This window comes from Lysobacter sp. SCRH-1R, from assembly GCF_057747855.1.
In genome coordinates this window covers 3482663-3495800 of the sequence record NZ_CM173227.1, presented here as the reverse complement: position 1 = coordinate 3495800, position 13138 = coordinate 3482663, and the positions used below count along the sequence as shown (strand labels likewise).

Here is a 13138-nt window from a genome sequence, read left to right as displayed (position 1 = left end):
CATCCCCGCGTGTGTGCGGGGATGTCGCTTTGAAGCCGTTACGCGACCTCTGCGAAAGAAGCGCGCGCCGCCTCGACGGTATGCGCGATTTCCGCCTCGCCATGCGCGCTCGACACGAATCCGGCCTCGAACGCGGACGGCGCCAGGTACACGCCGCGCCCCAGCATCGCGTGGAAGAAGCGGTTGAAGCGCGCGGTGTCCGACGCCTTCGCATCCTCGAACGTTTCCACCGGTCCTTCGCGGAAATACAGGCCGAACATGCCCGGCGCGCGCGTCGTGGTGAACGCGATGCCCGCTTCGCTCGCGGCGGCTTCCAGGCCATCGCACAGCATGTGCGTGCGGCGCTCCAGCTCGGTGTGGAAACCCGGCACCTGGATCAGGTCCAGCGTCGCCAGGCCCGCGGCCATCGCCACCGGGTTACCACTGAGCGTGCCGGCCTGGTAGATCGGGCCGCTCGGCGCGACCTGTTCCATGAGATCGCGACGACCGCCGTACGCGCCCACCGGCATGCCGCCGCCGATAATCTTGCCGAACGTCGACAGGTCGGGCGTGATGCCGTAGCGCGCCTGCGCGCCGCCGAGCGCGACGCGGAAGCCGGTCATCACCTCGTCGAAGATCAGCAGCGCGCCGTGCTTCGTGCACAGCTCGCGCAGGTGCTGGAGGTAGCCGTCGCGCGGCAGGATGCAGTTCGCATTGCCGACGATCGGTTCGATGATGAGGCCGGCGATTTCGCCGCCGACTTCGTCGAACAGCTTCGTGGCGGCGTCGAAATCGTTGTATGGAATCGTCAGCGTCAGGTCCGCCAGCGCGGAGGGAACGCCCGGCGAATTCGGCAGGCCCAGCGTCATCACGCCGCTGCCGGCCTTCACCAGGAAGCTGTCGCCGTGCCCGTGATAGCAGCCTTCGAACTTGACGATGCGGTTGCGCCCGGTGGCGCCGCGCGCGACGCGGATCGCCGACAGCGTCGCTTCGGTGCCGGAATTCACCATGCGCACCATTTCGCAGCTGGGCACGATCCTGGTGATGCGCTCGGCCATCGTCACTTCCAGCGCGTTGGGGACGCCGAAACTGAGGCCATTGCGCATGGTTTCCGCGACTGCGGCGAGCACTTGCGGATGCCCGTGGCCGGCGATCATCGGGCCCCACGAGCCGACGTAATCGACATAGCGGTTGCCGTCGACGTCGACGATGTAGGCGCCTTCCGCACTCTGCGCGAAGAACGGCTCGCCTCCGACCGACTTGAACGCGCGGACCGGCGAGTTCACGCCGCCGGGGATGAGTTCGCGGGCGCGGGAAAACAGGGCGTGCGATCGTTCTTGGTTCATGGCGTGGGAATGTCCGTCTGAAGGGAGGAATGCGCGCGGCGCGCATCGAAGCAGTCGAGATAGGCGCGCACCGCGGTCGCGGGATCGGGTGCGTCGAACACGCCGGAAATCACGGCGAGCAGGTCGGCACCCGCATCGACGAGCGGGCGTGCATTGTCCGGCGTGATGCCGCCGATCGCCACGCGCGGCAGGCCGAGCGGTGCGCTGTCGTGCAACAGATCGGGCGTCGCCCGTCGCGCGTTGGGCTTGGTCGGCGAGGGGAAGAACGCGCCGAAGGCGATGTAGCTCGCGCCGGCCGCGGCGGCGTGTCGTGCGAGGGCGAGGTCGTCGTAGCACGACGCGCCGAGGATGGCGGTTTCGCCCAGCGCCGCGCGCGCGGCCGTGAGTTCGCCGTCGTCCTCGCCCAGATGCGCGCCGTCGGCGCCGATCGCCGCGGCCAGGCGCCAGTCGTCGTTCACGATCAACGGCACGCCGCGGCGGCGGCATAGCGGCAGCAATTCGCGGGCCTGGGCCTCGCGCAACGCGGCGTCGGCGGCCTTGTTGCGGTACTGCAGCCAGGTGGCGCCGGCCGCGAGGACCGTCTCCACGCGCGCCAGCAGGCGTGCGGTGTCGTTCTCGTCCGGCGTGATGGCGTAGAGGCCGCGCGGCGGCCGGGGCGGATTCATGCGGGAAGCTTCCGTGTGCGCGGACGCGGTGGGACAATGCGCGTTCCGCAAAGACCCGCATTATCCGCCCATGTCCGAGACCGCCGCGACCACCACGTTCCGCACCTGGATGTGCGTCGTCTGCGGCTTCATCTACGACGAAGCCAAGGGCCTGCCGGAAGAGGGCATCGCCCCGGGCACCCGCTGGGAAGACGTGCCGGACACCTGGACGTGCCCGGATTGCGGCGTCACCAAGGACGATTTCGAGATGATGCCGCTCTGAGGCGGCTTTCCAGGCCGATTCTCCGGCCGGATCAGGGGCTCGCGAGCCCGGGGCCGAACGTCAGCTCCGTTCCGTCTTCCAGCTTCAGCCGCGCGGCTTCGCCGGCGTTGAGTTCCAGCACGTAGCGCGCGGGCGCGTCGCTCGGGTACGGCGGGCAGCCGTCGCCCAGCGAGCACGGCGGCACGTCGCGCTGCTGCGAGACCAGTCTGCGGGCGGAATCGAAGTAGAGGATGTCCAGGGGGATCTTCGTGTTCTTCATCCAGTAGGCGAGCGGCTCCTGGCGCTCGTGGATGAACAGCATTCCGTGGTCTTTCGCCATTTCGTCGCGGAACATGAGACCGCGGGCCCGCTCGGCATCGTCGTCGGCCACTTCCACGGAATAGCGCTGACCTCCCACCTCGACCCACGGCGCGTCCGCGCCGGTGGCGCAGCCGGACAGGGCGAGGCCGCAGCAGGCGAGCAGCAGTCGGAAGGCGGTCATACGGGGCTCCGGGGCGGCGTGAAGAAGGGAGAGCGGAACATCCGGCAGCGCCCTGCGCGAGTCAATAGATGAAGTTCGACGAACCCCCTTCCCAAAGCCCGAACACGTGTGCACAATGCGCGCCCCGCCGAGGTGAATCACTGACGCGGGGCGCGGTTGAAGCGGCGGATTTCGAGGGGCGGTTGACGAACTTCGAAGGTGCTGTAAGATGCGCGGCCCGCTCCCCGGGACGGCCTCGAAAGAGGCGCTGAACGGAGGGCGGGGGCGGCGAAAAAGATCCTGACACGGTGTTGACGGAATCGAAATTCGCTGTATAGTAGTCGGCTCCCTCGGGCACTTCGGTGCGGCGGGGTGAGGCGAGAAAGGGAAAGGCGCTGAGGCCGGCCCCGGGATCTTTGACAGTGTGCGCAGGTGACTTGTGCGGGCGTCTGGCGAGTGGATGGTTGTCCATGAGCAGACGTTCGTAACAGAGCAACAAGTCAATTCAAATGCATGCAAATGCAAGCGAGTAATTTGGTGCCTGGGACGGGCTCTGCACTCAAGATATTGAACCTTCGGGTTCAGCAATTTTAAGTGAAGAGTTTGATCCTGGCTCAGAGTGAACGCTGGCGGCAGGCCTAACACATGCAAGTCGAACGGCAGCACAGAGGAGCTTGCTCCTTGGGTGGCGAGTGGCGGACGGGTGAGGAATGCATCGGAATCTGCCTATTTGTGGGGGATAACGTAGGGAAACTTACGCTAATACCGCATACGTCCTACGGGAGAAAGTGGGGGACCTTCGGGCCTCACGCAGATAGATGAGCCGATGCCGGATTAGCTAGTTGGCGGGGTAAAGGCCCACCAAGGCGACGATCCGTAGCTGGTCTGAGAGGATGATCAGCCACACTGGAACTGAGACACGGTCCAGACTCCTACGGGAGGCAGCAGTGGGGAATATTGGACAATGGGCGCAAGCCTGATCCAGCCATGCCGCGTGTGTGAAGAAGGCCTTCGGGTTGTAAAGCACTTTTGTCCGGAAAGAAAAGCGCTCGATTAATACTCGGGTGTTATGACGGTACCGGAAGAATAAGCACCGGCTAACTTCGTGCCAGCAGCCGCGGTAATACGAAGGGTGCAAGCGTTACTCGGAATTACTGGGCGTAAAGCGTGCGTAGGTGGTTTGTTAAGTCTGATGTGAAAGCCCTGGGCTCAACCTGGGAACTGCATTGGATACTGGCTTACTAGAGTGCGGTAGAGGGTAGCGGAATTCCCGGTGTAGCAGTGAAATGCGTAGATATCGGGAGGAACATCCGTGGCGAAGGCGGCTACCTGGACCAGCACTGACACTGAGGCACGAAAGCGTGGGGAGCAAACAGGATTAGATACCCTGGTAGTCCACGCCCTAAACGATGCGAACTGGATGTTGGGTGCAACTAGGCACTCAGTATCGAAGCTAACGCGTTAAGTTCGCCGCCTGGGAAGTACGGTCGCAAGACTGAAACTCAAAGGAATTGACGGGGGCCCGCACAAGCGGTGGAGTATGTGGTTTAATTCGATGCAACGCGAAGAACCTTACCTGGCCTTGACATGCACGGAACTTTCCAGAGATGGATTGGTGCCTTCGGGAACCGTGACACAGGTGCTGCATGGCTGTCGTCAGCTCGTGTCGTGAGATGTTGGGTTAAGTCCCGCAACGAGCGCAACCCTTGTCCTTAGTTGCCAGCACGTAATGGTGGGAACTCTAAGGAGACCGCCGGTGACAAACCGGAGGAAGGTGGGGATGACGTCAAGTCATCATGGCCCTTACGGCCAGGGCTACACACGTACTACAATGGTGGGGACAGAGGGCTGCGAACCCGCGAGGGCAAGCCAATCCCAGAAACCCCATCTCAGTCCGGATTGGAGTCTGCAACTCGACTCCATGAAGTCGGAATCGCTAGTAATCGCAGATCAGCATTGCTGCGGTGAATACGTTCCCGGGCCTTGTACACACCGCCCGTCACACCATGGGAGTTTGTTGCACCAGAAGCAGGTAGCTTAACCTTCGGGAGGGCGCTTGCCACGGTGTGGCCGATGACTGGGGTGAAGTCGTAACAAGGTAGCCGTATCGGAAGGTGCGGCTGGATCACCTCCTTTAGAGACTAAGGCAGCTAATTGCTGGCCGGACGTCCGCACAAGTGACCTGCATCTAGTTCCGGAAGCTCCCAAGGGGGAGTTTCGCGGGAGCGTCCCGTTCACTCGATTGAACATGGGGCTTTAGCTCAGCTGGGAGAGCACCTGCTTTGCAAGCAGGGGGTCGTCGGTTCGATCCCGACAAGCTCCACCAAGCTATGACGCGAATCCTTCGCAACAGCCCGCACATCCCTGTGCGGACTATTCAAGGAAACACGCACGACTTTTGGGTCTGTAGCTCAGGTGGTTAGAGCGCACCCCTGATAAGGGTGAGGCCGGTGGTTCGAGTCCTCCCAGACCCACCACTCCCGAACGAAACTAGATTGCGCACACATCAAGAATTGAAGCGGTGCGGCGTTGAGGCCGGATCGTGTTCTTTGAAAACTGGGAAAGTAGCGAGCGTTTTGAGACGAATGTCCATGACGTGTCGTGAGGCTAAGGCGGGTGCCGAAAGGCACCTTATATTGAGTCGTTGAATTCGCGTCCGGGCTTTGTACCCCTGGACACAGACGACCCTGAGGCGACTTGGGGTTATATGGTCAAGCGAATAAGCGCACACGGTGGATGCCTTGGCGGTCAGAGGCGATGAAGGACGTGGCAGCCTGCGAAAAGTGCGGGGGAGCTGGCAACAAGCATTGATCCCGCAATGTCCGAATGGGGAAACCCACCTGGTAACAGGTATCCTGCAGTGAATACATAGCTGCTGGAAGCAAACCCGGAGAACTGAAATATCTAAGTACCCGGAGGAAAAGAAATCAACCGAGATTCCCTAAGTAGTGACGAGCGAACGGGGACCAGCCCTTAAGTCGAATGAGTTTTAGCAAAACAACCTGGAAAGGTTGGCCATAGACGGTGACAGCCCGGTATGCGAAAGGGCTCATTCGATGAAATCGAGTAAGGCGGGGCACGAGAAACCCTGTCTGAACATGGGGGGACCATCCTCCAAGGCTAAATACTCCTGACCGACCGATAGTGAACCAGTACCGTGAGGGAAAGGCGAAAAGAACCCCGGAGAGGGGAGTGAAATAGACCCTGAAACCGTGTGCGTACAAGCAGTCGGAGCCCGCAAGGGTGACGGCGTACCTTTTGTATAATGGGTCAGCGACTTACTGTTCGTGGCGAGCTTAACCGTATAGGGGAGGCGAAGGGAAACCGAGTCTGATAAGGGCGCATAGTCGCGGGCAGTAGACCCGAAACCGGGTGATCTAGTCATGCCCAGGGTGAAGGTTGAGTAACATCAACTGGAGGCCCGAACCCACTCCCGTTGCAAAGGTAGGGGATGAGGTGTGATTAGGAGTGAAAAGCTAATCGAACCCGGAGATAGCTGGTTCTCCTCGAAAGCTATTTAGGTAGCGCCTCATGTGAATCTTCCTGGGGGTAGAGCACTGTTATGGCTAGGGGGTCATTGCGACTTACCAAACCATGGCAAACTCCGAATACCAGGACAGACTGCATGGGAGACACACGGCGGGTGCTAACGTCCGTCGTGAAAAGGGAAACAACCCAGACCCACAGCTAAGGTCCCAAATTTCGTGCTAAGTGGAAAACGATGTGGAAAGGCACAGACAGCCAGGAGGTTGGCTTAGAAGCAGCCACCCTTTAAAGAAAGCGTAATAGCTCACTGGTCGAGTCGGTCTGCGCGGAAGATTTAACGGGGCTAAGCACGGAACCGAAGCTTGGGGTGCACACTTTGTGTGCGCGGTAGAGGAGCGTTCCGTAAGCCGGTGAAGGTGTGTCGAAAGGCATGCTGGAGGTATCGGAAGTGCGAATGCTGACATGAGTAACGATAATGCGGGTGAAAAGCCCGCACGCCGAAAGCCCAAGGTTTCCTTGCGCAACGTTAATCGACGCAGGGTGAGTCGGCCCCTAAGGCGAGGCAGAAATGCGTAGTCGATGGGAAGCTGGTTAATATTCCAGCACCTCGCGTAAGTGCGATGGAGGGACGGAGAAGGTTAGGCAGGCCGGGCGTTGGTTGTCCCGGTGAGAGAGTTGAGGCGGTCCCCTTAGGCAAATCCGGGGGGGCAACGTTGAGACTAAGGACGAGTCCTTTAGGACTAAGCTGCCGATATCACGCTTCCAGGAAAAGCTCCTAAGCTTCAGCTTACGCAGACCGTACCGTAAACCGACACAGGTGGGCAGGATGAGAATTCTCAGGCGCTTGAGAGAACTCGGGTGAAGGAACTAGGCAAAATAGCACCGTAACTTCGGGAGAAGGTGCGCCCTTTTTGGTTCATAGCTGAGAAGGGCCGCAGTGACCAGGCCGCTGCGACTGTTTATCAAAAACACAGCACTCTGCAAACACGAAAGTGGACGTATAGGGTGTGACGCCTGCCCGGTGCCGGAAGGTTAATTGATGGGGTCAGCCGCAAGGCGAAGCTCTTGATCGAAGCCCCGGTAAACGGCGGCCGTAACTATAACGGTCCTAAGGTAGCGAAATTCCTTGTCGGGTAAGTTCCGACCTGCACGAATGGCGTAACGACAGCGGCGCTGTCTCCACCCGAGACTCAGTGAAATTGAAATCGCTGTGAAGATGCAGCGTTCCCGCGGCAAGACGGAAAGACCCCGTGAACCTTTACTATAGCTTTACACTGAACGTTGAGTTCGTCTGTGTAGGATAGGTGGGAGGCTATGAAGCGCAGGCGCTAGCTTGCGTGGAGCCATCCTTGAAATACCACCCTGATGTGCTTGACGTTCTAACCTAGGTCCGTAATCCGGATCGGGGACCGTGTATGGTGGGTAGTTTGACTGGGGCGGTCTCCTCCCAAAGTGTAACGGAGGAGCACGAAGGTACGCTCAGCGCGGTCGGACATCGCGCACTGTGTGCAAAGGCATAAGCGTGCTTGACTGCAAGATCGACGGATCAAGCAGGTACGAAAGTAGGTCTTAGTGATCCGGTGGTTCTGTATGGAAGGGCCATCGCTCAACGGATAAAAGGTACTCCGGGGATAACAGGCTGATACCGCCCAAGAGTTCATATCGACGGCGGTGTTTGGCACCTCGATGTCGGCTCATCACATCCTGGGGCTGTAGTCGGTCCCAAGGGTATGGCTGTTCGCCATTTAAAGTGGTACGCGAGCTGGGTTCAGAACGTCGTGAGACAGTTCGGTCCCTATCTGTCGTGGGCGTTGGAGATTTGAGAGGGGCTGCTCCTAGTACGAGAGGACCGGAGTGGACGAACCTCTGGTGTTCCGGTTGTCACGCCAGTGGCACTGCCGGGTAGCTATGTTCGGAAGCGATAACCGCTGAAAGCATCTAAGCGGGAAGCGCGCCTCAAGATGAGATCTCCCGGGAGCTTGACTCCCCTGAAGGAACCATCAAGACCAGGTGGTTGATAGGCTGGGTGTGTAAGTGCAGCAATGCATTGAGCTAACCAGTACTAATGATCCGTGTGGCTTGACCATATAACCTCAAGTGGCCTTGGACTTACGACAACGTCGTGACGTTCGGCTCACTCGCTACTTATCCCAACCTATCCGCGAAGGACGGCAACGTCCCAAGCAACCCAACGAGAGCGTGTGCGCGATCCAGTACACCGGAACCGCGACCCTCCACCCTCTCCCTGGTGACAATAGCTGTGTGGTCCCACCCGATCCCATTCCGAACTCGGAAGTGAAACGCACATGCGCCGATGGTAGTGTGGCTCAAGCCATGCAAGAGTAGGTCATCGCCAGGGGCTTTACCCCAGAAGGCCGGTCCGACAGGACCGGCCTTCTTCTTTTGTGCGGTTGAATAACCATCCGAGCGCCGCGCGACTCATGTGCGCGCGCCCAAAGCACTGGCCCGCTTCCAGTCCGAAGCATCACCTGCGAATAAATGCCGACTCCTGAGCCGGCATTTGCTTGCGAGGTGGAAACGGCACCCACCGCAGCCAGAACGCGAAACTCGAGCCTGCCCAGTGGCGCTTTTCACGGCCTAGAACAGCGATCCCGTAGTTCCGGGCGCCTCCGGCTCGGCTGCTGGATTTCGCACCCAGCCACCCACTCCGAATGGCTTTGCGGCAGCCCGAACCCGCTCCGGGTGTTCCCGTGCTTTCCGGTGCGCCTCTTCGGCCATCACCTTGAACTGGCGCTCGCGCTCGAGCCAAAGCTCCTCGGCGGTATCGGCAGGCTTGCGCGCGCCGACGTCTTCTTCCAGCCCCACCTCGGGAATCGTCGCGAACGGAATGCGCATCGGAGCGGCGTCCTGCTCCAGCGCTTCCTGCATGGCGCCGAAGTAGAGCGCGTTGTTGCCATAACGACGGTTGATCGAATCGAGCGTCGCGCTGATCGCTTTCGCGCGCCCGCGCGAGGCCATGAGTTCCTGCGTGATGCTGCCCACCGGCTCGAGTTGGGTAAGCGTCACGGCGACGGACAGCGGTGGATGCCGCTTCACGTTCCAGCGCCGGCGCTGGATGGCGCTCTCCAACGCTGCGAGCTCATCGCCCAGCAGCCGCAGCAACGTCGGCGTATCGTCGAGCGGGGCAAACGTCAGGTCGCGTTCGAATCGCTTGTCCAATCCGACGAAGCGCATGCGGATCGCCAAACCACCCGCGAGGTGGCGCTCATGCCGCAACCGCATCGCGGCCTTGGCGAGAAGCTTGAACAACACGGCGCGCGCGCCTTCGAAGGTGCGCAGTTCGGGGCCGAGTACGTGCGAATGACCCAGCGAGGCGCGGCGCTCGGCGCGGCCCGGCAATTCATGGCCACGCAGTTGCAACCAGTAGCGCTCGCCTTCGATGCTGCCCCAGGCGGCGCGCAACTGCGATCGGGACGCCGCGCAGAGCTGCTCCGACGTATGGATGCCCGCGCGCAGCAGGCGTTGCTCCACCGCCGGCCCGATCCCGCAGAAATCCCGCAATTCCAACGAATGCAGCGAATCCGGGAGATCGGATTGCTCCAGCACCGTCAGCCCGTCCGGCTTGCGCATGTCCGACGCCGTCTTCGCCAGGAAGCGGTTCGGTGCGATGCCGATCGAGCAGCGGATCGCCGGGCTGAAGCCCTCGTCGACCAGCCGCTGCTTGATGCGAAGCGCGATCGCCTCGGCGTTGGCGCGCTCGCGTTCGCGGCCGATCAGCCAGCACGGTACTTCGTCGATCGACTCCGCCTTGCCGTGCGGAATGCAGTCCTCGATCGCCGCCATCAGCCGATGGTGCAGGGCGATGTAGCGGGCCGGCCGCGCCTCGCGTAGCACCAGGTCCGGGCACAGCACCAGCGCTTCCCAGACCGGCGTTCCGGTCTTCACGCCGAACGCCTTGGCCTCGTAGCTCGCGGCGATCGCACACGTCGTCGCGGACATAACCGGCACGACGGCGACCGGCCGTCCGAGCAGCGCCGGGTCGTCGTACTGTTCGACCGAAGCGAAGTACGAGTTGAAGTCGACGAAGAGGCAGCGCAGGGTCATGGCGTACCGGCGATCGCACCGGAGGGAAGTCTGGCGCGCCGGCGTCGCCGGCGCGCATGCGATCGAATTGTCGACCCGGCCGGTCTCAATCCGCGAGACCGGCCAACGGGATTACAGAACGATCGGCGGCTCGCCGCCCACGATCACCACGTCCGCCGGACGACGCGCGAACAGCCCGACGCTCACCACGCCCGGGATCTGGTTGATCGCCTGCTCCAGGCCGACCGGATCGACGATGGACAGCCCGTGGATGTCCAGGAGCACGTTGCCGTTGTCGGTCACGACGCCGGCGCCGTCGGCGGTCTGGCGCCACACCGGCTGGGCACGGGTCATCGCCTGTATCTCGCGCGCGACCAGGCTGCGCGCCATCGGGATCACCTCGACCGGCAGCGGGAACCGGCCCAGCACGTCGACACGCTTGCTCGGGTCGACGATGCATACGAAGGTCTGGCTGGCCTCGGCGATGATCTTCTCGCGCGTGAGCGCCGCGCCGCCGCCCTTGATCAGCCGCTTGTGCGGATCGCATTCGTCCGCACCGTCGACGTAGAGCGAAAGCGGCCCCGTAGCATTGAGATCCAGCACCTCGATGCCATGCTGCCGCAAGCGCGCGGTGCTTTGCTCGGAGCTCGACACCGCGCCCTTGATGCGGTCCTTCATGCGCGCGAGCGCGTCGATGAAGTAGGCGACGGTGGAACCGGTACCGACGCCGACGATCATGCCGTCCTCGACGTACTCGATGGCTTTCTCGCCGGCCAGGCGCTTGGTTTCGCTCATTGTGGGCTACGTGGTGAGTGGAAATTCGGAATGCGCGACGCGTGCGACGTCACTCGAGCGACAACAGGTACTTCCACTGCGCCGCCGACACCGGCAGCACCGACAGGCGATTGCCGCGGCGGATCAGCGCGAAGTCCTCGCCGAGCCTGTCGGCGTGCTGCTTGAGTTCGTCGAGCGTAATGGTGCGTTTGAGCTTGCGATCGAAGGCGACGTCGACGAGGAACCAGCGCGGCTCCTCGCGTGAACTCTTCGGGTCGTAGTAGTCCGACTTGGGATCGAACTGCGTCTCGTCCGGATACGCCTTGCTCGCCACCGTCGCGGTGCCCACGATGCCGGGCACGTCGGTGTTGGAGTGGTAGAACAGCACGCCGTCGCCGACCTGCATGCCATCGCGCATGAAGTTGCGCGCCTGGTAGTTGCGCACACCGTTCCAGGGTTCGGTGCGGACGCGTTCGAGGTCGTCGATCGAGAAGGTGTCCGGTTCGGACTTCATCAGCCAGTAGCGGCGACGGGCGCTCATTCGGGACTCCTGCAGTCGAGCGTGGTCGATTCGGTGCACACCGTGTCGAGGGCGACATCCCAGTCCGCGCGATCGAGCGCGTCGACACGTTGCACGTCGAAGGCGGCTCCGACCAGCCACGGCGGCGCGGCGAGCTGGTGGCGGAAGGCGAAGCTGCGGTCGTACCAGCCGCCTCCCATGCCGAGCCGGTGGCCGCGCTCGTCGAAGCCCACCAGCGGTGCGACGACGAGGCTCATCTGCTCCGGCTCGAGCAGCGAGGTCGATGCGATGTCGGGTTCCGGAATGCCGTGGCGATTGCTGACCAGCGCATCGCCCGGACGCCACGGCGCGAAGCGCAGCCGGCCGTCCTCCTCGAGGACCGGCAGGCAATAGACGCATGCGCGCGGCAGGCGCAGCTGCCATACGTGCAGGGCGATCTCCCCATCCATCGCCCAGTAACCGGCGACATAGCCGGACGTCGGCGCGAAGGGCAGCGCGAGCAGGCGTTCGGCGAGGCGTTCGGCGGCGGCGATGCGATCGCCGGCGGCCAGTCCGCGGCGGCGGTTGCGGAGTTCGCGGCGCAGCGCCGTGCGATCGACCGTCATGCAGCGCGGGATCCTGTGGTGCGGCGGCTCATGTCGCCGGTGGAATCGAACGGGGAGGCAAAGGATTCGGGCGTGGGTCCACGCCGTTACCATAGAAATTCGGGCGCGAATCCGCGCCCGAACCGTGGTGCGGCATTTCTGCCGCGACCGTGAAATGGAAGTCCTCCGCCAATGGCGATGCTTGCGAAACGACCTTGAACCCGGGGTTCAAGTGGGGACGCTTGGATGCCTTCGGGCTTCCCGCTACGGGGCGGACCTGCACTCCGGGCTTCCGCCGCGCCCCCGTGGTCGTCATTAAGGGACAAGGCGAATGTTTGCGCACGCTGTCGCGCACAGCAGAGGACGTGGCGAAAGTATAGCGCGCCAGGCCGTGCCTGCGGGCCCGCTCGTCGGTGCCGTCGCGGAACGATTCAGTGCGGCGGGAACGCCGCCAATTCAGCGTCGTTCAGCGCGCCGGCGCGTCGAACAGATCGTCGAGGCGGCGGTGCAGCGTGTTGAGCGTGCGTTCGAGTTCGCGGTCGCGCGTGGCCAGTTCGTCGCGCATCTGCTGCAGGTCGTGCGCGAGGTTCAGCGCCGCGAGCACGGCGACGCGATCGAGCGCCGCCATGCGGTTGTTGCCGCGGATTTCCCGCATCTTCCCGTCGAGCAGTTTCGCGGCGGCCTGCAGGCTGTCGCGTTCGCCGGGCTCGCAACCGACGGTGTATTCGCGATCGAGCAGACGGATGCTGACGACTTCGCTGGTCATTGCGATCTCACGTGTGCTGTTCCAGCGATTTCAGCCGCGCGATCATCGCCTCGACCCGCGTGCGCGCCTGTTCGTTCTTGGCGAGCAGGGCGGAGCGTTCGCCCATCAGCTGTTCCTGTTGCTGGCGCAGGCTGCGGTTCTCCTCGGCGAGGCGGCGCGCGCGTTCGGCCAACTGCTCGACACGGTCGGCCAGCGACTGCATTTGTGCGAGGAGATGGGCCTGTTCCATGCCGGGCACGATAGCAGGGCGCG

Annotated in this window: 10 protein-coding genes, 2 tRNA genes, 3 rRNA genes and 1 other RNA gene; 6 read left to right on the top strand and 10 right to left on the bottom strand. The window is 62.5% G+C overall.

Translation table 11 applies throughout. The features are described 5' to 3' along the window. Positions 1-38 precede the first annotated feature (38 nt). Both hemL and thiE read right to left on the bottom strand, forming a co-directional pair. Complete coding sequence (gene hemL, locus AC3ANK_RS16000) at positions 39-1325, bottom strand: glutamate-1-semialdehyde 2,1-aminomutase (RefSeq protein WP_206862143.1); 1287 nt, start codon at positions 1323-1325, stop codon at positions 39-41. Further along, positions 1322-1990, bottom strand: a complete 669-nt coding sequence (gene thiE / locus AC3ANK_RS15995; RefSeq protein WP_484171526.1) for a thiamine phosphate synthase — start codon at positions 1988-1990, stop codon at positions 1322-1324. Before thiE ends, hemL begins: the two co-directional genes overlap by 4 nt. Positions 1991-2060: 70 nt before the next feature. Between thiE and AC3ANK_RS15990 the strand changes: the two genes are divergently transcribed. Beyond that, the gene (locus tag AC3ANK_RS15990) at positions 2061-2252 is read left to right on the top strand and encodes a rubredoxin (protein WP_206862141.1); all 192 of its coding nucleotides are present in this window, start codon (positions 2061-2063) and stop codon (positions 2250-2252) included. 31 nt (positions 2253-2283) lie between these two features. Here the strand turns inward: AC3ANK_RS15990 and AC3ANK_RS15985 are convergent, their stop codons facing one another. Then, on the bottom strand, positions 2284-2733 hold the full coding sequence (locus tag AC3ANK_RS15985) for a DUF192 domain-containing protein (protein WP_206862140.1): 450 nt from the start codon (positions 2731-2733) through the stop codon (positions 2284-2286). A 570-nt stretch (positions 2734-3303) separates the two neighbouring features. Here AC3ANK_RS15985 and AC3ANK_RS15980 point away from each other — a divergent pair. The 5 genes from AC3ANK_RS15980 to rrf all read left to right on the top strand — a co-directional run bounded on the left by AC3ANK_RS15980 (position 3304) and on the right by rrf (position 8557). After that, a 16S ribosomal RNA gene (locus AC3ANK_RS15980) occupies positions 3304-4848 on the top strand. Positions 4849-4962: 114 nt separating this feature from the next. Further along, a tRNA-Ala gene (locus AC3ANK_RS15975) sits at positions 4963-5038 on the top strand. Positions 5039-5112: 74 nt separating this feature from the next. After that, a tRNA-Ile gene (locus AC3ANK_RS15970) sits at positions 5113-5189 on the top strand. Between the two features lie 232 nt (positions 5190-5421). Beyond that, positions 5422-8285: ribosomal RNA gene (locus AC3ANK_RS15965) — 23S ribosomal RNA — on the top strand. Positions 8286-8442: 157 nt separating this feature from the next. Continuing rightward, positions 8443-8557: ribosomal RNA gene (gene rrf, locus AC3ANK_RS15960) — 5S ribosomal RNA — on the top strand. Together the 16S, 23S and 5S rRNA genes with 2 tRNA genes alongside form the textbook arrangement of a ribosomal RNA operon. Positions 8558-8796: 239 nt before the next feature. Here the strand turns inward: rrf and AC3ANK_RS15955 are convergent. The 7 genes from AC3ANK_RS15955 to AC3ANK_RS15925 all read right to left on the bottom strand — a co-directional run bounded on the left by AC3ANK_RS15955 (position 8797) and on the right by AC3ANK_RS15925 (position 13115). Then, positions 8797-10263: a DNA polymerase Y family protein gene (locus tag AC3ANK_RS15955; RefSeq protein WP_484171525.1), complete on the bottom strand. Its 1467-nt coding sequence runs from the start codon at positions 10261-10263 to the stop codon at positions 8797-8799. 111 nt (positions 10264-10374) lie between these two features. After that, positions 10375-11037, bottom strand: a complete 663-nt coding sequence (rpiA, locus tag AC3ANK_RS15950) for a ribose-5-phosphate isomerase RpiA (RefSeq protein ID WP_206861796.1) — start codon at positions 11035-11037, stop codon at positions 10375-10377. Positions 11038-11086: 49 nt separating this feature from the next. Then, a complete protein-coding gene (locus AC3ANK_RS15945) occupies positions 11087-11557 on the bottom strand; it encodes an EVE domain-containing protein (protein WP_206861795.1) in 471 nt (156 codons plus the stop codon). Continuing rightward, positions 11554-12141: a 5-formyltetrahydrofolate cyclo-ligase gene (locus AC3ANK_RS15940; RefSeq protein WP_484171524.1), complete on the bottom strand. Its 588-nt coding sequence runs from the start codon at positions 12139-12141 to the stop codon at positions 11554-11556. Before AC3ANK_RS15940 ends, AC3ANK_RS15945 begins: the two co-directional genes overlap by 4 nt. 158 nt (positions 12142-12299) lie before the next feature. Further along, a non-coding RNA gene (gene ssrS, locus AC3ANK_RS15935) (6S RNA) lies at positions 12300-12486 on the bottom strand. Positions 12487-12586: 100 nt separating this feature from the next. Continuing rightward, a complete protein-coding gene (locus AC3ANK_RS15930; protein WP_206861793.1) occupies positions 12587-12886 on the bottom strand; it encodes a cell division protein ZapA in 300 nt (99 codons plus the stop codon). 7 nt (positions 12887-12893) lie between these two features. Continuing rightward, positions 12894-13115: a TIGR02449 family protein gene (locus tag AC3ANK_RS15925; protein WP_206861792.1), complete on the bottom strand. Its 222-nt coding sequence runs from the start codon at positions 13113-13115 to the stop codon at positions 12894-12896. Between the last annotated feature and the right edge of the window lie 23 nt (positions 13116-13138).